This window comes from Bradyrhizobium sp. BR 1432 (assembly GCF_051547705.1).
Lineage (GTDB): Bacteria > Pseudomonadota > Alphaproteobacteria > Rhizobiales > Xanthobacteraceae > Bradyrhizobium > Bradyrhizobium zhanjiangense.
Map to the genome: position 1 here is coordinate 5,626,486 of NZ_JBPUGF010000003.1, position 21,100 is coordinate 5,647,585.

The 21,100-nt window shown below is 64.7% G+C and carries 15 protein-coding genes and 4 pseudogenes; 14 read left to right on the forward strand and 5 right to left on the reverse strand.

What is annotated here, in order from left to right:
• Nucleotides 1-142: 142 nt before the first annotated feature.
• Together ACSKB8_RS27115 and ACSKB8_RS27120 are read right to left on the reverse strand one after the other, a co-directional pair.
• Nucleotides 143-1,151: pseudogene (locus tag ACSKB8_RS27115) on the reverse strand (alpha/beta fold hydrolase).
• 165 nt (nt 1,152-1,316) lie between these two features.
• The gene (locus ACSKB8_RS27120) at nt 1,317-2,015 is read right to left on the reverse strand and encodes an ArsR/SmtB family transcription factor (protein ID WP_438107556.1); all 699 of its coding nucleotides are present in this window, start codon (nt 2,013-2,015) and stop codon (nt 1,317-1,319) included.
• 162 nt (nt 2,016-2,177) lie between these two features.
• Here ACSKB8_RS27120 and ACSKB8_RS27125 point away from each other — a divergent pair, with 162 nt between their 5' ends.
• The 3 genes from ACSKB8_RS27125 (at nt 2,178) to ACSKB8_RS27135 (ending at nt 3,748) form a co-directional block, all read left to right on the forward strand.
• Nucleotides 2,178-2,486, forward strand: a complete 309-nt coding sequence (locus tag ACSKB8_RS27125; protein ID WP_028154914.1) for an NIPSNAP family protein — start codon at nt 2,178-2,180, stop codon at nt 2,484-2,486.
• Nucleotides 2,487-2,514: 28 nt separating this feature from the next.
• A complete protein-coding gene (locus ACSKB8_RS27130; protein ID WP_091894692.1) occupies nt 2,515-2,865 on the forward strand; it encodes an antibiotic biosynthesis monooxygenase family protein in 351 nt (116 codons plus the stop codon).
• A gap of 73 nt (nt 2,866-2,938) precedes the next feature.
• Complete coding sequence (locus ACSKB8_RS27135) at nt 2,939-3,748, forward strand: isocitrate lyase/PEP mutase family protein (RefSeq protein ID WP_091894690.1); 810 nt, start codon at nt 2,939-2,941, stop codon at nt 3,746-3,748.
• Between the two features lie 190 nt (nt 3,749-3,938).
• Here ACSKB8_RS27135 and ACSKB8_RS27140 read toward each other — a convergent pair whose 3' ends face one another.
• Complete coding sequence (locus tag ACSKB8_RS27140; protein WP_370985666.1) at nt 3,939-4,328, reverse strand: hypothetical protein; 390 nt, start codon at nt 4,326-4,328, stop codon at nt 3,939-3,941.
• 160 nt (nt 4,329-4,488) lie between these two features.
• Between ACSKB8_RS27140 and ACSKB8_RS27145 the strand changes: the two genes are divergently transcribed.
• On the forward strand, nt 4,489-5,133 hold the full coding sequence (locus tag ACSKB8_RS27145) for a trimeric intracellular cation channel family protein (RefSeq protein WP_091894686.1): 645 nt from the start codon (nt 4,489-4,491) through the stop codon (nt 5,131-5,133).
• 258 nt (nt 5,134-5,391) lie between these two features.
• On the opposite strand, the gene ACSKB8_RS27150 is transcribed toward ACSKB8_RS27145, so the two are convergent.
• Nucleotides 5,392-6,618 carry a c-type cytochrome gene (locus ACSKB8_RS27150; RefSeq protein ID WP_438107560.1) on the reverse strand — a complete coding sequence of 409 codons (1,227 nt, stop codon included), beginning with the start codon at nt 6,616-6,618 and terminating at the stop codon, nt 5,392-5,394.
• Nucleotides 6,619-6,897: 279 nt separating this feature from the next.
• On the opposite strand from ACSKB8_RS27150, the pseudogene ACSKB8_RS27155 reads away from it, so the two are divergent.
• The 10 genes and pseudogenes from ACSKB8_RS27155 (at nt 6,898) to ACSKB8_RS27200 (ending at nt 20,549) form a co-directional block, all read left to right on the forward strand.
• Nucleotides 6,898-10,390, forward strand: a pseudogene (locus ACSKB8_RS27155) (indolepyruvate ferredoxin oxidoreductase family protein).
• A 395-nt stretch (nt 10,391-10,785) separates the two neighbouring features.
• Nucleotides 10,786-11,109 carry a hypothetical protein gene (locus ACSKB8_RS27160; RefSeq protein WP_438110686.1) on the forward strand — a complete coding sequence of 108 codons (324 nt, stop codon included), beginning with the start codon at nt 10,786-10,788 and terminating at the stop codon, nt 11,107-11,109.
• A 146-nt stretch (nt 11,110-11,255) separates the two neighbouring features.
• On the forward strand, nt 11,256-12,413 hold the full coding sequence (locus tag ACSKB8_RS27165) for a thiolase domain-containing protein (protein ID WP_438107562.1): 1,158 nt from the start codon (nt 11,256-11,258) through the stop codon (nt 12,411-12,413).
• Nucleotides 12,413-12,802 (forward strand): Zn-ribbon domain-containing OB-fold protein, encoded by a 390-nt coding sequence (locus tag ACSKB8_RS27170; protein WP_438107564.1) that lies wholly within the window; start codon nt 12,413-12,415, stop codon nt 12,800-12,802. Before ACSKB8_RS27165 ends, ACSKB8_RS27170 begins: the two co-directional genes overlap by 1 nt.
• 217 nt (nt 12,803-13,019) lie before the next feature.
• On the forward strand, nt 13,020-13,880 hold the full coding sequence (locus ACSKB8_RS27175) for a MaoC/PaaZ C-terminal domain-containing protein (RefSeq protein ID WP_438107566.1): 861 nt from the start codon (nt 13,020-13,022) through the stop codon (nt 13,878-13,880).
• Between the two features lie 182 nt (nt 13,881-14,062).
• Nucleotides 14,063-14,941 (forward strand): SDR family oxidoreductase, encoded by an 879-nt coding sequence (locus ACSKB8_RS27180; RefSeq protein ID WP_438107568.1) that lies wholly within the window; start codon nt 14,063-14,065, stop codon nt 14,939-14,941.
• A 28-nt stretch (nt 14,942-14,969) separates the two neighbouring features.
• The gene (locus tag ACSKB8_RS27185; protein WP_438107570.1) at nt 14,970-15,923 is read left to right on the forward strand and encodes a dihydrodipicolinate synthase family protein; all 954 of its coding nucleotides are present in this window, start codon (nt 14,970-14,972) and stop codon (nt 15,921-15,923) included.
• A 4-nt stretch (nt 15,924-15,927) separates the two neighbouring features.
• Nucleotides 15,928-16,744: pseudogene (locus ACSKB8_RS27190) on the forward strand (NUDIX hydrolase).
• Nucleotides 16,745-16,824: 80 nt separating this feature from the next.
• On the forward strand, nt 16,825-17,739 hold the full coding sequence (locus tag ACSKB8_RS27195) for a DMT family transporter (RefSeq protein WP_438107572.1): 915 nt from the start codon (nt 16,825-16,827) through the stop codon (nt 17,737-17,739).
• Nucleotides 17,740-17,861: 122 nt separating this feature from the next.
• Nucleotides 17,862-20,549 carry a PAS domain S-box protein gene (locus ACSKB8_RS27200; RefSeq protein ID WP_438107574.1) on the forward strand — a complete coding sequence of 896 codons (2,688 nt, stop codon included), beginning with the start codon at nt 17,862-17,864 and terminating at the stop codon, nt 20,547-20,549.
• Nucleotides 20,550-20,590: 41 nt separating this feature from the next.
• Here the strand turns inward: ACSKB8_RS27200 and ACSKB8_RS27205 are convergent.
• A pseudogene (locus ACSKB8_RS27205) lies at nt 20,591-21,030 on the reverse strand (DMT family transporter).
• Nucleotides 21,031-21,100: the final 70 nt, after the last annotated feature.

The following is a 21,100-nucleotide window of genomic DNA, read 5'->3' on the forward strand; positions in this document are numbered from 1 at the left end:
GCGATCCAAACCTGCCAATCATGACCTGAATGCGGCATGAACGTTCCTCCGCATACGGCTTCAGGCGACAACGATGGCGCTAGATGCTTTGTTTGACGCGTTTTCTTTACGCGAGCCGGTGTCCACTTCGCTCGAAAACGCTCTAGCGGCCAAGAAAGCCCAGCACCAGCTCCCGATACTTCTCCGGCGCCTCCAGGAAGACGAGGTGACCGGTGTCCGGGATCACCTCGGCCCGCGCATTCGGCATCTGCGCGGCGAACGCTTTGGCGAGCTTGGCGTTCTGTCCCATCTTGGCGCGCAGCGCCTCCGGCGCGTTCGGCCGTCCCGGTGCGTTGTGATCGTCGGCACCCATCACGAACAGCGTGGGCAGCGTGATGAGCGGGATCTCTTGCGCGACCGGCTCGCGATAGATCATCTGGCCGGAGCTGACGAAGGCGCGCAGCCAGCGCGGATAATCGGGGCTGCCCTTGATGTTGAAACGGGCATCGATGAACGGCGTGATCGCCTCCGGCGGCAGCTTGATCGCATAATTGGTCTGGAGTTGCTTGCGATAGCCGTCCGCCGTGAGCTTGTCCTCGGTCTCGATCATCTTCTCGGTTGGCGTCGGCGGCACGTAGAGGCGATAGTCCTCGAGCCCGATCGGCGCGGTCAGCACCAGATGGGCGATACGGTCCGGATAGGCGCGGGCGATGCGTACACCGAGCATGCCGCCGAGGGAGTGGGCGACGATGTCGGCCTTGTCGATCTTGAGGTGATCGAGCAGCGCAATCGTGTTGCGCGCCAGCGTGTTCGAAGTGAAGCTCGCCGGCCGGCTTGGAGGATTTGCCGAAGCCGATCTGGTCCGGCACCACGACGCGAAAGCCGGCCTCGCTCAGCATCGTGATCACGGGGGCCCAGTAGCTCGACGGGAAATTGCGCCCGTGCAGCAGCACCACGGTGCGGCCGTTCGGCTGTGCGGGCGCCACGTCCATATAGGCCATGCTGAGCTGCTCGCCGTCATTGACGAGTGGCAAGAGGTGCACGGGATAGGGATAGGCAAAGCCTTCGAGCGCGATGCCATAGGGCTCGCGCGGCGCGGTGTCGGCGGCGCGGGATGCAAGCGGGATGCTGAAGAGGGCGGCAGCGAGTGCGGCCGAGAAGATGCGGTTCATTGAGGTCTCCGGTGTGCCCGGGCAAAAGCGCGAAGCGCGTCTTCGCGACCTTGTCCCGGGCATCCACGTGCCAGCCGCAATAAAGACGTGGCTTGCCGGGTCAAGCCCGGCCATGACGAGAGGGGAGTTCACACGGGAATGTGTGCCGTCACGCAGCTTGCGTGATCAGTCCTTCCCATTCCCGAACAGCGCGGCGAACTGCTTCTCGCCGGTGCGGGTGAAATTCACGACGCGGCTGCCGGGCGTGGCGTCGCGTGCGGCCCATTTGAGTTCGGTGAAGCGCTGCATCATGGCGGCCCCCAGCGTGCCGGCGAGATGATGCCGCCGCTCGCTCCAGTCGAGACAGGCCTTGCACACCGGGCGGCGCGGATGGGTGAGCATGTCGGGCGAGATCTGCAAATGCTTGGCGAGGAAGCGCTCGCCCTCGGCCGTCAGCTCGATCTCCTGCTTCCTCTGCCTGACCAGATGTCGCGCGCGCATGGTGTCGAGCATCTGCACGCCGAGATCACCGGCGAGATGATCATAGCAGATCCGCGCACGCCGCAACGCCGGATCCTTCGGTCCGGTGCGCACGCGCATGTGGCCGGTCCGCGCGGCAAGCCCCGCGAGGCCCTCGAGCACGCCGGCGACGTCGTCGTCGGTGAGGCGGTAGTAGCGGTGGCGGCCCTGCTTCTCCGGCTCGACGAGGCCGCCGGCCTCGAGCTTCGACAGGTGCGAGCTCGCGGTCTGCGGCGTGATGCCGGCCTCCTGCGCCAATTCGCTCGCGGTCAGCGCGCGGCCGTTCATCAGCGCGGTCAGCATGTTGGCGCGAGCGGGATCGCCGACCAGCGAAGCGACCATGGCGATGTCAGGACCTGATTTCATGCTTCGATGGTAGCCGAAGCATCGCCGTCGGGCAAGGGCGTAGTCTCTCACGGCATCGTCATTGCGAGCGCAGCGAAGCAATCCAGAGATGTTTCCGCGGAGGGATTCCTGGATTGCTTCGCTGCGCTCGCAATGACGATGTGGAAACAGAGGAGCCCAATCATGTCCGTCACCGTCTTCATCCGCTACCAGCTCGATCCGTTCAAGCGCGCGCAGTTCGAGGAATACTCGAAACGCTGGCTCACCATCATCCCGAAATGCGGCGGCGATCTGATCGGCTATTTCATGCCGCATGAGGGCACCAACAACATCGCCTTCGCGCTGATCACCTTCGAGAGCCTGGCCGCCTATGAAGCCTATCGTGCGCGGCTGCGGCAGGACGCCGAAGGCATGGCGAACTTCCATTTCGCCGAGGAGAACAAGTTCATCCTCGCGGAGGAGCGCACCTTCCTACGCAAAGTGGTATTGTAGGCCACAACATCGTTAGCAGGAGACGCCCATGATCGCCGTGATCTTCGAAGTCTGGCCGAAGCCGGAACACCGTCAGGACTATTTCGACCTCGCTGCCGACCTGAAGCCGATCCTGCAAACCATCGACGGTTTCATCTCGGTCGAGCGTTTCGAGAGCCTCACCGAGAAGGGCAAGATCCTGTCGGTATCGTTCTGGCGGGACGAGGCGGCCGTCGAGGCCTGGCGCAACACGATGGAGCATCGCCGCACCCAGGCCAAGGGCAGGGCGAAGATATTCGCCGACTATCATTTGCGCATCGCCAGCGTCATCCGTGACTACGGCATGAACGATCGGGAGCAGGCGCCGAAGGACAGCCGCGCGGTGCACGACGCGCACTAGCGCTGCTCGGGCGCGCTACTAGCGCTGCCCTGAATGCGCGCCTATGTCTTCGCGGCCAATAAGGGAGAGAAACATGCACGTGACAACCGCTGACAAGCGCGCAACCTTCAAGAAGATGCACGAGAGCGGCTGCTTCATCCTGCCCAATCCGGTCGATGTCGGCAGCGCCAAAGCATTGCAGCATCTCGGCTTCAAGGCGATTGCGTCATCGAGCGCGGGCTTTGCCTGGACCATCGGCAAGGCCGACAACCACGTCAGCGTCGAGGACGTCTGTCAGCATCTGGCAGCATTGAGCTCCGCCGTCGATATCCCCGTCAACGCGGATTTCGAGGGCGGCTTTGCCGTGGAGCCGGACAAGGTCGCCGACAATGTCGAGCGCTGCGTGCGCACCGGCGTTGCCGGCCTGTCGATCGAGGATTCCACCGGCGACAAGGCCAAGCCGCTCTACGACCGCGCGCTCGCGGTCGAGCGGATCAAGGCCTCGCGCAAGGCGATCGGCGACAGCGGCACGCTGCTGGTCGGCCGCTGCGAGGCGTATTTGTGGGGCGTGACCGACCTCAAGCTGGTCATCGACCGGCTCACCGCTTATGCGGACGCCGGCGCCGACTGCCTCTATGCGCCGGGCCTGAAGAGCCGCGAGGACATTGCGGCGGTGGTTAAGGCGGTGCATCCAAAACCGTTCAATCTCCTGATCGGCGGCGCCGGCTTGTCGTTGCAGGAGGCTGCCGATCTCGGCGTGCGCCGCATCAGCGTCGGCGGCTCGCTCGCCCGCGCCGCCTGGGGCGGTTTCATGCGCGCGGCGAAGGAAATGGCGGAGCAGGGAACCTTCACCGAGCTCGGCAACGGCTATTCCGGCGGCGAGCTCAACAAGATGTTCAGCTGACCCATTAACGAAAAGCGGCGGCATCTCAGGTCCCGCCGCTCTCGCATCCTCTTGGTGTCATGCCCGCCTGGTACGCAATTGCGCACGGGGGCAGGGTATCCATTACGCCGCGGCTTCTCGATTCAGCCACGACTGTCTCGGAGTACTGGGTCGCCCGGTCAAGCTGGGCGACGGCAGCTATCGTGTTACTCTACTTCGCGCCATCAGACGGCGTCTGCGTATCCGGGGCCGGCTTGCTTGGTGCCGCACCCGTGGTCACGCCCGGCCCGGTGTTGTTGCGCGGCGTTACGTCGCGCATACCGGGAGGCGAGGCCGGATTGGTCGGCTGCGTCTGCGCGGTCTGCGAGGCCGGTGTGTTGCTGGCCTGGTTGGTCGTGCTGGTATTGTTCAGACCGTAGAACACGGCACCCAGCACCAGCGCAATCGCAACGGCGAACAGCGCAACTTTGCCGCTGGAGGCGGGGCCTTCGCCAAGCTCGGGATCGGCCTGAAGGTCGGCGTCCCGGCGCGCCGCGCGAAGATACTCATCGTCGGCGAGGTTCGGGCGGTACGGATCGTTGGGAAAACGGTCGTCAGCCATCGATAGGTCTCCTCGGGTTATTGCCGCGGGACAACCCGTGGATGCGAGATTCTGTTCCCGGCGCTTTATGCTTTCGTCGCATGTTGCTCCCGCCTCGGGAATCAGGAACCTGTTCAGAGAACCGTGGACTAAGTTCCATGGTGGACCGGGGAACAAATCCATGTGGAGCCTGCCGCCGACCGATAGCGTGCTGCATCTTCTGGCGTTCGTCGCCTTGACGGCGGAGGGCATGACGGCCGCACTGGCCGCCGGTCGGCGCAGCATGGACTATGTCGGCGTTTGTCTTCTCGCCTGCGTGACCGCGCTTGGCGGCGGCACGCTGCGCGACCTGTTTCTCGGTCACTATCCGCTGGTGTGGGTCGCCAACCCGATCTACCTCGCGCTGCCGGGCGGGGCAGCGCTGCTGACGATCCTGATCGCGCGGCTGGTGCATCGACTGCACCTCGCCTTCATCGTGCTCGATGCCATCGGCCTCGTCGTCTTCACCATGATCGGCTGCAACGTCGGCTGGCAGATGGATGCCTCGCTTCCGATCGTGATCGTCTCGGGCATGGTGACGGGCTGCGCCGGCGGCGTGTTGCGCGACGTGCTCTGCAACGACGTGCCGCTCTTGTTCCGATCCGAGCTCTACGCCAGCGTCTCGGTCGTGACCGGGTTGTTCTACGCCACCGCCTTCGGTCTCAATCTCAATGCCGAGCTCTGGACGATCTTGACCTTCGTGCTCGGCCTCAGCTTCCGTCTGCTCGCGGTCCGCTACCGATGGGAGATGCCGAAATTCGTGTTCACGGGAGACGAAAAGAAATAGCGCGCAATCTTCGCCTCGCCTCGCTTGCGGGGAGAGGCCGACGCGCGAAGCGTGGCGGGTGAGAGGGAGTCTCGGCGAGTCGAGCTGGTCGGCATACGCACAGCTCCATCCACGTCGTCATTGCGAGCCAACGGGTCCGCGCGAAGCGCGGCCCGATGACAGGCTCCGCGAAGCAATCCGAGAATCCCTCGGCGGTGGCAGTCTGGATTGCTTCGTCGCAAGAGCTCCTCGCAATGACGGTGAGGATGCGACGGTGACCTACTCCTCCTCTTTCCTCGCCTTCGCCACCTGCGATGGCGTCACCAGCGGGCCCGCATTGCCCCAGGAATTGCGCATGTAGTTCGTCACCGCGGCGATCTCGTCGTTGGACAATTGCTTGGCATAGGCCGGCATCTCGCCGGTGTTGGGCGCGCGCGGCGTCGTCACGGTGTGGGCGCCGTCGAGGATGATGCGCAATGTAGAGGACGGATTGATCGATTGCAGCAGCGCGTTGCCGGGCAGCGGCGGATAGATCCGCGGGCTGCCCGTGCCGTCGGCCTCATGGCAGGCGACGCAGAGCTTTGCGTAGACCGCCTGACCGGCCTTCATCTCGGCATCGTCAGGGGGCGTCACGATGGTCTCGCGCCGCGCCGGCGGCAGGCTCTTCAGATAGACCGCGATTGCTTGCACATCGGCATCGCTCATCTTCGAGGTCGAGTTGACGACCACCTCCGCCATCGGCCCGCCGGCATGGCTTTTGGTGTTGCGGCCGCTTTGCAGATATTCGGTGATATCGTCGGCGCTCCACGACTTCAGCCCGGTGCGGGCGGCGCCGTCGAGCCTTGGTGCATACCAGCCGCCGATCTCGCTGCCGGACAGCGCCTGCGCCTGCTTGTCCGCGCCAAAATAGTTCTTCGGCGTATGGCAGGCGCCGCAATGACCGAGACCGGTGACGAGATAGCCGCCTCTGTTCCACGCGGCGGTTTGGCTCTGGTCCGGTTCGAACAGGCCGGGCTTGAAGTACAGATAGTTCCAGACCCGCATCAGGCCGCGATAGCCGAACGGCCAGCGCAGCTCCGCCGGCTTGTTGCGGTTGGCTACGGGCGCCAGCGTTCCCAGATAGGCCCGGATCGCCAGCGTGTCGTCCTTCGTCATCCGCGTGAAATAGGGATAGGGAAACGCCGGGTAGTAGTTCGAACCATCAGGCGCGACGCCATAGCGCACGGCGCGCGTGAAGTCGGCATCGGTCCAGGCGCCGATCCCGGTGTCGCGGTCTGGCGTCAGGTTCGGTGCATAGATCGCACCGAAGGGCGTGTCGATGCGCTTTCCGCCCGCAAACGGCTTGGCCGGATCGGCGGTGTGGCAGCCCGCGCAGCCACCGGCCTCGACCAGCGTCTTGCCGTAAGCGATCAGCTCCGGCGAGGGCTCGGCGGCGCGGGCTGCGCTTCTAACTGCACTGCACAACACCAAACCCACGAGAGCCAAGCCAAACAGAATCGTCCGCATCGAAAGCCTCTCCTGCGACCAATCGCCCGCATCCGGCAGACGGGGCATCAATTCATTTCGCGACGGCGGGGGTATGGTGACACAAATTGAAAATGCCCAGCGTGTTTCAGGCCACGAAATTGCGATTTTTACCCGGCGCTGCCTTTGGTCCAGATTTGTGATGCGGAGCGTGAAATTTCCGACATAAAGTGGCGGAGGTGGTCGGCGCGCCCTAGCTAAAAACGACGGGCAGGCAACGGCTTAAGTGGCCAAACGCCAAGAAGGGTGGAAGAGGACAGCATGGGCATCAACCAGGGTCCGATCAGTCTCGATCAGAAATATACCCAGCAAACTGGACACGTCTTCACCACCGGCATTCAGGCGCTGGTGCGCCTGCCCATGGCCCAGATTCGGCGCGATCGCGCCAATGGCCTCAACACCGCGGGCTTCATCTCCGGCTATCGCGGCTCGCCGCTCGGCGGCTATGACCAGCAGCTCTTCGCGGCGCGAAAACACCTCGAACAGTACAACGTCAAGTTCCAGCCCGGCGTGAACGAGGACCTCGCGGCGACTGCCGTGTGGGGCTCGCAGCAGCTCAACCTCTCGCCCGGCGCCAAATATGATGGCGTCGTCGGCATCTGGTACGGCAAGGGTCCCGGCGTCGACCGCTGTGGCGACGTCTTCCGCCACGGCAATGCCGCCGGCTCGGCCAAGAATGGCGGCGTCTTGTGTCTTGCCGGCGACGACCACGGTGCAAAATCCTCCACCGTCCCGCATCAGTCCGACCATGCCTTCATCTCGGCGCTGATGCCGTCTGTCTACCCCTCGAGCATTCACGAGATGATCGAGATGGGTCTGCTCGGCATCGCGATGTCGCGCTACTCGGGTTGCTGGGTCGGCATGAAGGTGATCACGGAGACGGTGGAGACCACCGCCGAGATCGACCTCACCGACGAGATGAAGCCCTTCATCATCCCCTCCGATTTCGAGCTGCCGCCCGGCGGCCTCGATCTGCGCTGGCCCGACGACCGTTTCGAGCAGGACCGGCGCCTGCAGGACTACAAGGGCTTTGCCGCGATCGCCTTTGCGCGCGCCAACAGGGTCAACCGCATCACCATGGATTCGCCGAACGCCCGCTTCGGCATCATGGCGTCGGGCAAGAGTTATGAGGACGTCCGCCAGGCGCTGCGCGAGCTTGGGATCACCGAGGAGGTCGCCGCCAAGATCGGCATGCGCCTCTACAAGATCGGCATGCCCTGGCCGCTGGAGCCGGAAGGCGTGCGCCAGTTCGCCATCGGGCTCGAAGAGATCTTCATCGTCGAGGAACGGCGCGAGATCGTCGAGAACCAGGTCAAGCAGGAGCTGTTCAACTGGCGGGACGATGTTCGCCCGCGCATCGTCGGCAAGATGGACGAGCACGACAAGCGCTTTCTGACCTTCGCCGCCGAGCTCAGCGTCGCCTCGCTTGCGACCTCGCTCACCGAGCGGCTGCTTCGACTTAATCTCAACCCTGAAATTGCGGAAATGCTCCGCGTCAAGGCCGACTGGTTCAACGGCCGCCAGGCCACGCAGATGCAGGCGGTCGCGCCTGTCTCCCGCACCCCGTATTTCTGCTCCGGCTGTCCCCACAACACCTCGACCAAGGTGCCCGAAGGCAGCCGTGCGCTCGCCGGCATCGGCTGTCACTTCATGGCGCTGTGGATGGACCGCTCGACCGAGACGTTCACGCATATGGGCGGCGAGGGCGTGCCGTGGGTCGGCATCGCGCCTTTCACCAACGAGAACCACATCTTCGCGAATCTCGGTGACGGCACCTATTTCCATTCGGGCATTCTCGCCATCCGCCAGGCGATCGCCTCCAAGGCCAACATCACCTACAAGATCCTCTACAACGACGCCGTCGCCATGACCGGCGGTCAGCGCCATGACGGCGATCTCTCGCCGCAGAAGATCATGGCGCAGCTTTATGCCGAGGGCATCAGCGAGATTTACCTCGTCTCCGAGAATCCCGACGCTTACCCGGCCGACACCATCGCGCCCGGCGTGAAGAAGTATCACCGCGACGAGCTCGACAACGTCATGAAGATGTGCCGCGAATACAAAGGCACGTCTGCGATCGTGTTCGTGCAGACCTGCGCGGCCGAGAAGCGTCGCCGCCGCAAGCGCGGCCTGATGGAAGATCCGGCGCGCCGGGTCATGATCAACCCGGCGGTCTGCGAAGGCTGCGGCGACTGCTCGGTGCAGTCGAACTGCATCTCGGTCGAGCCGCTGGAGACCGAGTTCGGACGCAAGCGCGCCATCAACCAGTCGTCCTGCAACAAGGACTATTCCTGCCTGAAGGGCTTCTGCCCGTCCTTCGTCACGATCGACGGCGGTGCGCCGCGCCATCGCGCGCCGGCGGAGCTCAGCGAGATCGGCGAGCTGCCGGAGCCGGCCTCGCGCCCGGCCCTCGACAAGCCCTACAACATCGCGGTCGGCGGTGTCGGCGGCACCGGTGTACTGACCATCGGCGCGCTGCTCGGCATGGCCGCTCATATCGAGGGCAAGGCCTCGATGATCCTCGACATGTCGGGCCTGGCGCAGAAGGGCGGGGCGGTGCTCAGCCATGTGCGGCTATCAGATCATCCGGCCGAGGTAACCTGCTCGCGCATCGTCACCGGCACGGCCGATCTCGTGCTCGCCGCGGATGAGGTGGTCGCGGTTGCCAAGGATACGATCTCACTCTGTGACTCCAGCCGCACGCACGGCATCATCAACAGCCACGTCATCCCCACCGCCGACTTCATCCTCAACCGCGATTTCAACTTCCAGACCCGCAAGCTGAACGCGGTGCTGGAGACGGCGCTGCACAAGGACTCCGTATTCTTCGATTTCACCAGACCTGCCGAGCAGCTCCTCGGCGATGCCATCGCCACCAACATGATGATGATGGGCTATGCCTATCAGAAGGGACTGTTCCCGCTGTCGGCTGAAGCGATCGAGCAGGCCATCGAGGTCAACGGCGTCTCGATCAAGATGAACAAGGAGGCCTTCCGCCTCGGACGCCTTGCGGTCGCCGACCCCAAGCGCCTTGCCGAACATGCTGAAGGGGACGAACGAGGTCGTTGCGCCCAAGACGCTGGAGGCGATGACGCTGGACGAGGTCATCGAGCATCGCGCCAAGCATCTCACCGCCTACCAGAACAACCGTCTCGCCAAGCGTTATCGCAAGCTGGTCGACCAGGTTCGCGAAGCCGCGGTGAAGGGCGGCTATGGCGATGCGCTGCCGCGCGCGGTCGCGGTGAACTACGCCAGGCTCCTGGCCTACAAGGACGAATACGAAGTCGCACGCCTCTACACCAATGGCGCCTTCGAGCGGCAGCTCCGCGACCAGTTCGAGGGCGACTTCAAGTTCAACTTTAATCTGGCACCGCCGATCCTCAGCAGCGGCGTCAACGCGCTGGGCCGTCCGAAGAAGCGCGCCTTCGGCCCATGGATGCTGAACATCTTCCGCGTGCTGGCAAAATTCAAATTCCTGCGCGGCACCCCGTTCGACATCTTCGGCCGCAGCGCCGACCGCAAGCTCGAGCGTGACCTGATCGCCGGCTACGAGAAGGATGTCTCAACCGTGCTCGGCCTGCTATCGCCGGTCACGCACGACACCGCTGTCGAACTGCTCTCGCTGCCCGACCGCATCCGCGGCTACGGCCCGGTGAAGGAGAAGGCGGTGAATGATGCCAAGGCCCGCTATGCCCAGCTCGCCGCGGATTTGGCGAACCCGCCGCCAGCGCCAAGGCAGATCGCAGCGGAGTAGGGCGGTCTCGTAGGGTGGGCAAAGGCGCGATGCGCCGTGCCCACCATCTCTCCGAGTTATCTAAGACGTGGGCACGCTTCGCTTTGCCCACCCTACGATTTCTGCGGAGTAGCCCCGTAGCCCGGATGGAGCGCAGCGCAATCCGGGACAAGCGCATCCGCGGGTGAAGATCCCCGAATTGCGCTTCGCTCCATCCGGGCTACAAGTCCCCTGCGTTTTTCCGTTTGAAATCAACGCCGCTCTACTGTGCATGGGGTTGTTTTCGGTAAAAAAGAAATACACTTGCGCCGTCGGGCAAAACATCTTTATACTTTTGCTCCGCGCTGGTGACGCGATGTCGTTTGTGCCAGCCTGAACGGGGACTGAGGTGCGGTATGGATTGGGCTCGTCGCATTGTGACACGCTTGCCGCTTGAAGAACTCTGGACGAACGCAGGCCTATTGGATTCACAGCCCGCTGAAAGCGCTGGTGCGGCCAAGATCGAGCACCTCTTGCAGAATGGTGCGAGCTTCGTGGTTGCTGATGTTGGCAAGCCGTTGCGGTGGATCTCGACTGGCGATCGTTTTTCGTTCTGGAAGAGCGAGGTGAAAGCTCGCCTGGTGGCTCCGGAGGCCGCTCGTTTTGCTATCGACGAGTACCCCAATGGTTACTGCTACGTGGCGACCGTGTGGAATGGCGCATCGCCAGACCCAGTCATTGTTCTGGAGATGCATCACTGACGGATGCTGAAGAGGATGACGGATCAACGGGGCCACTTGCGCCAACCCGCTGCCTCTCGTCCGACGGAATATTTCCGCGCTTGCCAATCAAGCCCCCGCGGTTCAGAAAAAAGAGCCAAGAAGAAACGCGAGCGGAGACCTGAAGTTTGACCATCAAGGGCAAGGCCTACATTGCCGGGATCTATGAGCACCCGACCCGGCATGCGCCGGACAAATCCACCGCGCAGCTCCACGCCGAGGTCGCCAAGGGCGCGATCGAGGATGCCGGGCTCTCCAAGGACGACGTCGACGGCTATTTCTGCGCGGGCGATGCGCCCGGCGGCGCCTGGCCGATGGTCGATTATCTCGGCCTGAACACCAAGAAGCTTCGTCACGTCGATTCCACCGAGACCGGCGGCTGTTCCTACATCATCCATCTCGGCCATGCGGCTGAGGCGATCGCCGCGGGCAAGTGCTCGATCGCGCTGATCACGCTCGCCGGCAAGCCGCGCACCGGCGTGATGCCGCCGCGCGCGGCCGGCGCCGAGGTCGATTTCGAATCCGCTTACGGCGCGACCACGCACAATGCCTATGGCATGTGTGCCATGCGCCACATGCACGACTATGGCACCACCAGCGAGCAGCTGGCCTGGATCAAAGTCGCGGCCTCGCACCACGCGCAATACAATCCGCATGCGATGCTCAAGGACGTCGTCACCGTCGAGGATGTCCTGAACTCGCCGATGATCTCCGATCCCCTGCACCGCATGGATTGCTGCGTCGTCTCCGACGGCGGCGGCGCGCTGATCGTGACGACGCCGGAGATTGCGAAGAGCCTGGAGAAGCCGCTTGTGCGCCTGATCGGCCATGGCGAAGCCATGAAGGGCCCGCGTGGCGGCAAGGATCTCGACCTCACTTACTCCGCGGGGATCTGGTCCGGTCCGCGCGCGTTCGCGGAGGCCGGCATCACGCCGAAGGATATCAAATACGCGTCGATCTATGACAGCTTCACCATCACGGTGCTGATGCAGCTCGAGGACCTCGGCTTCTGCAAGAAGGGCGAGGGCGGCAAGTTCGTTGCCGACGGCAATCTGATCTCGGGCGTCGGCAAGCTGCCGTTCAACACCGATGGCGGCGGCCTTTGCAGCAACCATCCCGTCAACCGCGGCGGCATGACCAAGATCATCGAGGCCGTCAGGCAGTTGCGCGGCGAGGCGCATCCGAAGGTGCAGGTCAAGAATTGCGATCTCGCCATCGCCCACGGCACCGGCGGCCTTTTGGGTGTTCGCCACGCCGCCTCGACCGCCATTCTGGAGCGCGTGTGATGGTAGATGCAAAAAAATATCCGGCCCCGGTGACGAACCCGGAGACCGCGGCGTTCTGGAACGCAGCCAAGGAAGGCAAGTTCATGATCAAGCGCTGCACGGCGTGCGGCGAAGCGCATTACTTCCCGCGCTCGATCTGCCCGTTCTGCTATTCCGACAAGACGGTGTGGGAGGAAGCATCGGGCGAGGGTACGATCTACACCTACAGCCTGATGCGGAAGTCGCCGACCGGTCCTTACGCGATCGGCTACGTCACGCTGAAGGAGGGGCCGTCGGTGCAGACCAATTTCGTCGACTGCGATCTCGAGAGGCTGAAGATCGGCCAGAAGGTGAAGGTGGTGTTCAAGCCGACCGACGGCGCACCGCTGCCGTTCTTCACGGTGGCCTGACGCGAAGCGAGATGTAACCCTCTCCCCTTGTGGGAGAGGGTGGCAGCCGAAGGCTGCCGGGTGAGGGGTCTCTCTCCACACGAGAAGTGTTACTGCAGAGCCAACCCCTCACCCGAGTGAGTTTGTTGCAAGAGCGGTGCGGCCCTCTCCCACAAGGGGAGAGGGCACATTAACGAGCGCCGCTGCTCGCGGAGATACTGGGAGGAAGGCAAACAACATGTCCGCCAGATACGAAGAGCTCAAAGGGCTGAAAAACATCGGCCAGAAATACGCCTACACCGATCGCGAGGTGATGCTCTACGCCTATGGCATCGGCCTTGGCGCCGATCCCATGGACGAGAAGGAGCTCGCCTTCGTCAACGAGGGCACGCTGACGCCGCGGCCGCTGAAGGTGGTGCCGACATTCGCGTCCGTCGCAGCATGGGGCTCGGGTCCCGGCGAAATGAACCTAAACCGCGTGATGGTGGTCGACGGCGAGCGCGACATCACCTTCCACCAGCCGCTGCCGGTCGCCGCGCACATCACGGCCGATTCCTCCGTGCTCGAGGTCTACGACAAGGGCAAGGACAAGGGCGTCGTGATCAGCCACCAGACCGTGCTGAAGAACGAGAAGGGCGAGAAGCTGGCTACTCTGGTGGCCTCGCGCTTCGCCCGCGGCGATGGCGGCTTTGGCGGGCCGAACCTGACGCAGCCCGACCCGCACAGGATTCCGTCGCGCAGCCCCGACAAGACCATCGACATCACCACGCGTCCCGACCAGGCGCTGGTGTATCGCCTCTGCGGCGACCGCAACCCGCTGCACTCGGATCCCGAGTTCGCCAAGAAGGCCGGCTTCCCGCGCCCGATCCTGCACGGCATGTGCACCTACGGCATCACCTGCCGCGGCGTGCTGCAGACCTATGCCGATTACGACGCTTCCGCCTTCCGCCAGCACGTTGCGCGGTTCTCTTCGCCGGTCTATCCCGGCGAGACCGTGACCATGGACCTCTGGAAGGATGGCAATGTGATCTCGTTCGAAGCCAAGGTGAAGTCGCGCGGTGTCACCGTGATCAAGAACGGCAAGACGGTGCTGGGTTAGCAACACGGTACGGCCGCCGTCTCCCTCGCCCCGCTCTTGCGGGAGAGGGCGGGGTGAGGGGCTCTCACCACGAGAAGGGACGGTATCGAGACCGTACCCCCTCACCCGGATCGCAAGGGCGATCCGACCTCTCCCCGCAAGCGGGGCGAGGTGGAAGAAAAAGCAAACAGGGAGACGCCACCATGGGACTACTCGACGGCAAGGTTGCGCTGATCACCGGCGCGGGCGGGGGGCTCGGTGAGGCCTATGCAAAGCTGTTCGCGCGGGAAGGGGCTTCGGTCGTCGTCAACGACCTCGGCGGCCGCCGCGACGGCTCCGGGGCCGACAAGTCCATGGCGCAGCAAGTGGTGGACGCGATCAAGGCGGAAGGCGGCAAGGCGGTCGCCAACGGCGCCGACATCTCCACCATGGAGGGCGGTCAGTCGGTGTTCGACGACGCCATCAAGCACTTTGGCCGCGCCGACATCCTCGTCAACAACGCCGGCATCCTGCGCGACCAGACCTTTCACAAGGCGTCTGAAGCCGACTGGGACAAGGTCATCAAGGTGCATCTGAAGGGCACTTTCTGTTGCACCATGCCGGTGTTTCGCTGGATGCGGGAAAACGGCGGCGGCGTCATCGTCAACACCTCCTCGACCTCGGGCCTGATCGGCAATTTCGGCCAGACCAATTACGGCGCGGCCAAGGGCGGCATCTGGGGCCTGTCCAACGTGCTGGCGATCGAGGGCCGCAAGTACAACATCCGGATCTGGACGCTGGCCCCGGGCGCGCTGACCCGCATGACCGCAGACCTGCCCCGCTATAAGGAGAACCCCTCGGCGGCGCTGGGGCCGGACGGCATCGCGCCGGCCGTGCTATACATGGTCAGCGATTTGTCGGGCGACCAGACCGGCAAGGTGCTGGGCGTGTCCGGGCCCCGCGGCGTGCGCGAAATGCGGATGATGGAAATGGAAGGCTGGAAACCGCCGCACTCGGGCTGGAAGGCCCGGGACATCGTCGATCACGCCAAGGAGATCTTCTTCTCCGAGGAGCAGATCAAGATGGGCGCGCGGCGGTTTTAGCCATCGACAGAGAGAAACAAGGAAGACGATGAAACTCACCGCCGACGCCAAGGGCACCTTCGCAATCGCGCCGACGCCGTTCCACGACGACGGCCGGATCGACGAGCGCTCGATCGACCGCCTGACAGATTTCTACGAGGAGGTCGGCTGCGACGGCGTCACGGTGCTGGGCATCCTCGGCGAGGCGCCGAAGCTCGATGCCGCCGAGGCCGAGCAGGTCGCGGTGCGCTTCGTCAAGCGCGCCAAAAAGATGCAGGTGATCGTCGGCGTCTCCGCGCCGGGTTTTGCCACCATGCGCTCGCTGGCGAAGGCCTCGATGGATGCAGGCGCGGCCGGCGTGATGATCGCGCCGCCGCCGAGCTTGCGCACCGACGACCAGATCGTCGGCTATTTCAAGCAGGCAGCCGAAGCGATCGGCCCGGATGTGCCCTGGGTGCTCCAGGACTATCCGCTGACCCTCTCGGTGGTGTTCACCCCCGCCGTGATCCGCAAGATCGTCACGGACAATGCGAACTGCGTGATGCTCAAGCACGAGGACTGGCCGGGGTTGGAAAAGATCTCGACCCTGCGCAATTTCCAGAAGGACGGCTCGCTCCGTCCGCTCTCGATCCTCTGCGGCAATGGCGGGCTCTTTTTGGATTTCGAGATGGAGCGCGGCGCCGACGGCGCCATGACCGGCTACGCTTTCCCCGAGCTCCTGATCGACGTCGTGAACCTCTCCAAGGCCGGCAAGCGCGACGCCGCGCATGATTTGTTCGACGCGCATCTGCCGCTGATCCGCTACGAGCAGCAGCCCGGCGCCGGCCTTGCCGTGCGCAAATACGTATTGCAGAAGCGCGGCATCATCGCCTCCAGCGCGCAGCGCAAGCCCGGCGCGACCATCACCCCGACGGCGAAGGCGGAGGTCGATTATCTCCTCTCGCGCGTCGCCCGGGTCGACAAGCGCGCCAATCTCGGCCCGCAATCCAGCGCCGCAGGCTAATCGAATGGCAGAGACATCAGCATCACGCCCGGCTTCGACCATCCTCCTGCTGCGCGACGGCGCGGGTGTCGACGGCAAGAGCCGCGACGAGATCGAAGTCTTCATGATGGTCCGCCATCATCAGATCGAGTTCAACTCGGGCGCGCTGGTGTTTCCCGGCGGCAGCGTCGATGCCGGCGACAAGGAGATCGTCGCCCGCTCCAACCTTTACTCGGGCGGCGAGGGCCTCAGCGAAGCGGACCGCGGTTTTCGGATCGCCGCGATCCGCGAGACTTTTGAAGAGAGCGGCATCCTGTTGGCGCGATCGAAGGAGACGGGCGCGCCGGTCGACGCCAAGCGTGCCGGCGAGATCGCCGACGCGCATCGCGTCGCGCTCAACGAGCACAAGGTCAGCTTCATGAGCATTTTGGCCGATAACGGCCTCCAGCTCGCGCTCGACACGCTCGTGCCGTATGCGCACTGGATTACGCCGGAGGGCATGCCGAAGCGCTTCGACACCTGGTTCTTTCTTGCGGCAGCGCCGCCCGATCAGCTCGGCGCCCATGATGGTCGCGAGTTCGACGGATTCGATCTGGGTCTCGCCGCGCGAGGCGGTGGAGGGCGGGGAGATCGGCCGCTTCAAGCTGCCGTTCCCGACCACGCGCAATCTGATCCGACTTGCCAAGCAGCCAAACGTGAGTGCCGCACTAGAGCACGCCCGCGGGATGTCGATCGTCACGGTCATGCCTGTGATGACCAAGACCGAAACCGGCCGCCAGCTCCGCATTCCCCGCGAGGCCGGCTACGACGGCGAGGTGTTCGAGGTCGGGGCGCTCGGCTAGGATAGTTCGACACCAAACGAAGTATCGGCGGCTGCGGACGCGCTAGGTTCCGTTCATCGCGAATGGACGGGACGCAACGCATGGACGACCGGCAGGGTACCAACATCGCCGTCGAGCTGGCGCTGCTGGTCGCGCTCGCAACGCTCTGGGGCGGCTCCTACACCTTCATCAAGCTCGGCGTCGCCACCATCCCGGCGATCACGCTGATTGCGGCGCGCACCACCATTGCCGGCCTGCTGCTGCTCATCGTCATGCGGGCGCGCGGCATCGGGATGCCAACGGATGCGGCAACCTGGCAGCGCTTCGCGTTTCAGGCGGTGCTCAACAGCGTGATCCCCTGGACGCTGATCGCCTGGGGCGAGCGCCATGTCGGTGCCGCGCTCGCGACCATCCTCAACTCGGCCGGGCCGATCTTCACCTTCGTGCTCACGGCGCTGATCACCCGCCACGAGGCGACGCCGCCGCGAAAGCTGTTCGGCGTGATCGCCGGCATGGTCGGCATCCTGCTGATCGTCGGCGTCGATGCCTTCCATGGCATCGGTAGCGGCCTGCTGGCGGAGGCGGCGATCGTGGCCGCCACCATCTGCTATGCCTGCGCCGCGATCTTCGGCCGCAGTTTCAAGGGGCTCGATCCCATGGCGCCCGCCGCCGGCTCGCTGCTGGCGGGCGCAGCGGTGCTGATCCCGGCCTTGCTCGTCATCGAGCAGCCCTGGACGCTGTCACCCTCGCTTGCGTCCGTGTTGGCTCTGCTGGCGCTCGCGGTGTTCTCGACCGCAGCAGCGTTTGCGATCTACTTCCGCTTGATCCAGACCCTAGGCTCGGTCGGCACCACCGCGCAGGCCTACCTGCGCGTCCCGATCGGGGTTGCCATCAGCGTCGCCTTCCTCGGTGAGATCTTGAGCCGGACCGCCTGGATCGGGCTGGCCTGCGTCGTCCTCGGCGTTGCCGCCATGACGATCCCGGCCCGGCGGCGGACAAGCGTCACAGGCTCATAGTCCGAAACGGAGGAGGGGCGGCAGGCCCGATATTAAGGATATTCGGCGGCCAGAGGCATGTTCCCCCGGGGGCGCAATACGTCGTATATTGGACCTCCATTAGCCCGGTCCCCCAAACACCAATGTCCGCCGAATTGACGCCGACCCCTGAGAAAAAGCGAACTTTTTCGCTCTCCATCGGCCAGCTCACCTTCGGCAGCTTCCTGTTGGTGCTGGCGGTGATCATCGTCACCTCGACCGCGAGCGTGATCGCGATCCGGCATATCGACACCACGTTCGCTGAGCTGCAACGGCTCCAGAGCGTCGGGGACCTCGCCGAGGACATCGACCGCCGCATGAACGAATTGCGCCTTGCCGCGCGCGACTTCGTCACCGATCCCGGCGCCGGCATCCAGTTCCAGCAGGTGGGCGAGGCGGCCTCCGCCTTAAGCGATATCCTGAAGAAGACCCGCATCGAGCTCGCGCCCGAGCAGCAGGACATGATCGACGGGGTCACGGAGCGGCTGGCGACCTACCGGACCGGCCTGGAGCGGATCTCGACCCTGATCGACCGCCGCGCCCAGCTGCTCGCCGGCCTGCCGCCGCTGCGTGACCGGTTCGACGCGGCCGTCGCCGGCACTTCGGACCGCGAGCTGGCCTCCCGCCTGTCCGAGGCGCAGAGCCGCATCGCGCTCGGACTGCTGGCGCGCAACCCGTCCGCGGCCGAGCAGGCCGCGGAGGGAATGCGGGCGATGGACATCGCCGATGGCAAGCTGAGGTCGGCCGTCAACGATTACGCCGAGGCGATCATGGCGGTCGCCGTCCGCGAGCGGCAGATCGCCGACATCGACCGCGAGGTGCTGGGCACCGAGGGCCGGCTGATCGGCCGCGTCACCGAATTGCTGCGCGAGGTCAGCGCCCGGCGCGGCCACGTGCTGTCGCGCGATTTTGCCCGCACGCTGACCGAGGCGCGGTGGCAGAGCATCGTGCTCGGTACGGTCGGCGTGCTGATCGGCATCGGCGCCGCGCTGTTCGTGGTGCGCAGGACGGTCCGTCCGCTCGCCCAGATCGCGCGCTCCATTCGCGCGCTTGCGGCGGGCCAGAAAGACACGTCGATCCCGTCCGCCGACGTCGACAACGAGATCGGTGACATCGCACGGGCAGCCGAGGTGTTCCGCCGCGCGCTCGAGGAGGCCGACACCGCGCGCGAAGCGGCGGTGCGCGCGCTCACCGAGCAGCGCCTCGCCGAGGAGAGCTATCGCAAACTGTTCGAAGGCTCGGTCGATGGCATCTACGTGACGACACCGGCCGGCGATCTCCTCAACGCCAATCCGGCACTGGCGCGGATGATGGGCTACGACAGCCCGCAGCACCTTATCGACAGCATCAACGACATCGCCCATACGATCTACGTCCATCCCGAGGCGCGCGCCGAATACCAACGGCTGATGGCGCGCGACGGCATGGTGCGCGAGTTCGAATATCAGGTGCGCCAGCGCAGCGGCAACATACTGTGGCTCTCCGACAGCGCCACCGGCGTGCGGGACGAGCAGGGCAACATCGTCCGCTACGAGGGCACGCTGCGCGATATCACTGACCAGAAGCGGGCCGAAGACGCCATCGCCGAAGGCCGGCGCCTGCTCCAGCAGGTCATCGACACCGTGCCCGCGGTGATCAATGTCAAGGACCGCGACCTGCGCTACGTGCTGATGAACCGCTACATGGCCGGCATCTTCGGCATCGAGCCGGGCGACGCACTCGGCCGCACCACGGCCGACCTGATGTCGCGCTACGGCGCTGCCAAGTCCGACGAGAGCGACAAGCGCGTGCTCAAGTTCCGCAAGGGACTCGGCTTCTATGAGGAGGAGTACAAGGACGCCTCCGGCAACATGCGGCAATGGCTGGTCAACAAGCTGCCGCTGCTCGACGCCGAAGGCGAGATCGAGCGCATCGTCACCGTCGCGCTCGACATCGGCGAGCGCAAGCGCGGCGAGCAGGAGATGCGGAAAGCCAAGGAAGCCGCCGAGACTGCGCTGCGCAATCTGCGCGAGACCCAGGCCTCGCTGATCGAGGCGGAGAAGCTCGCCGCGCTCGGGCGCCTGGTCGCCGGCGTCGCGCACGAGGTCAACAATCCGGTCGGCATCAGCCTCACGGTCGCTTCCGCGCTGGAGCGCAAGACCGCGATGTTCACGGCTGAGGTCGAGCGCGGCGAGCTCCGCCGCTCCACGCTCAACGACTTCCTCAACACCAGCCGCGATGCTTCCTCGCAGCTGGTCTCCAACCTCAACCGCGCCGCCGAGCTGATCCAGTCGTTCAAGCAGGTCGCGGCCGACCGCAACTATTCGGACCAGCGCAGCTTCGACCTCGGCGACCTCACCGAGCAGGTGGTGATGAGCCTGCGACCCGGCCTGCGCAAGCACAATCTGACGCTCAACGTCGAGTGTCAGCCGGACCTCACCATGAACAGCTATCCCGGCCCGTACGGCCAGGTGCTGACCAATCTGTTTCTCAATTCGGTGGCGCATGCGTTCCCGGACGGCCGGCCGGGGACCATCGACATCCAGGTGCGCGAGTCCGGCAAGGACAATGTCGAGATCCTCTTCTCCGACAATGGCTGCGGCATGTCGCTCGACGTCCGCCGCCGTGCCTTCGATCCGTTCTTCACGACGCGGCGCGACCAGGGCGGCACCGGCCTCGGCCTGCACATCGTTTACAGCATCGTCACCAATCGGCTCGGCGGCCGGCTCGATCTCGATTCCGAGCCGGGCGGCGGCACGCGCATCCAGATGATCCTGCCGCGCATAGCGCCGCTCGAACAGGCGGCGGAATGACCAGGCCGCGGACTCATTAGCGCGCGGCGCTTCGGCGATCGTTACCCGCGAACGAGAGCCGCGCCCAGGATGAGACACCAAGCGCCCAAAATGCGTGTCAACGTGATCGGATGGTGCGGCAGGCTGAACATGCCGATGTGATCGAACGCCAACGAACCGAGCAACTGACCCACGACGATCAACGTCAACACCGTCGCCACGCCGAGGCGCGGCACCATGAGGATGCTGGTCGCGATGAAGATCGCGCCGAAGATTCCCCGGTCCATGCGATCAAAGGGGCTCGTCCGGCCAGGGCGGCAGCGGGTATCGGCTCGCGCACGGCGACCAGAACCAGCAGCAACGCGATTGTCCCGCCAAGATAACTCACGAACGCCGCCCACCGCGCGGATTGCATGGCGTTGCCAAGACTGGCGTTCAGCACCTGCTGAAAGGCGAGGCTCAGGCCTGCGGACAGGACCACGAAAGGTGCCAAGAGGTTCATGCGCGGCTCGCAGTGGCATGGAGAGGTGGAGCCAGCTTAGCGCCCGAGGCCAATTCACGTCTGGAACGAA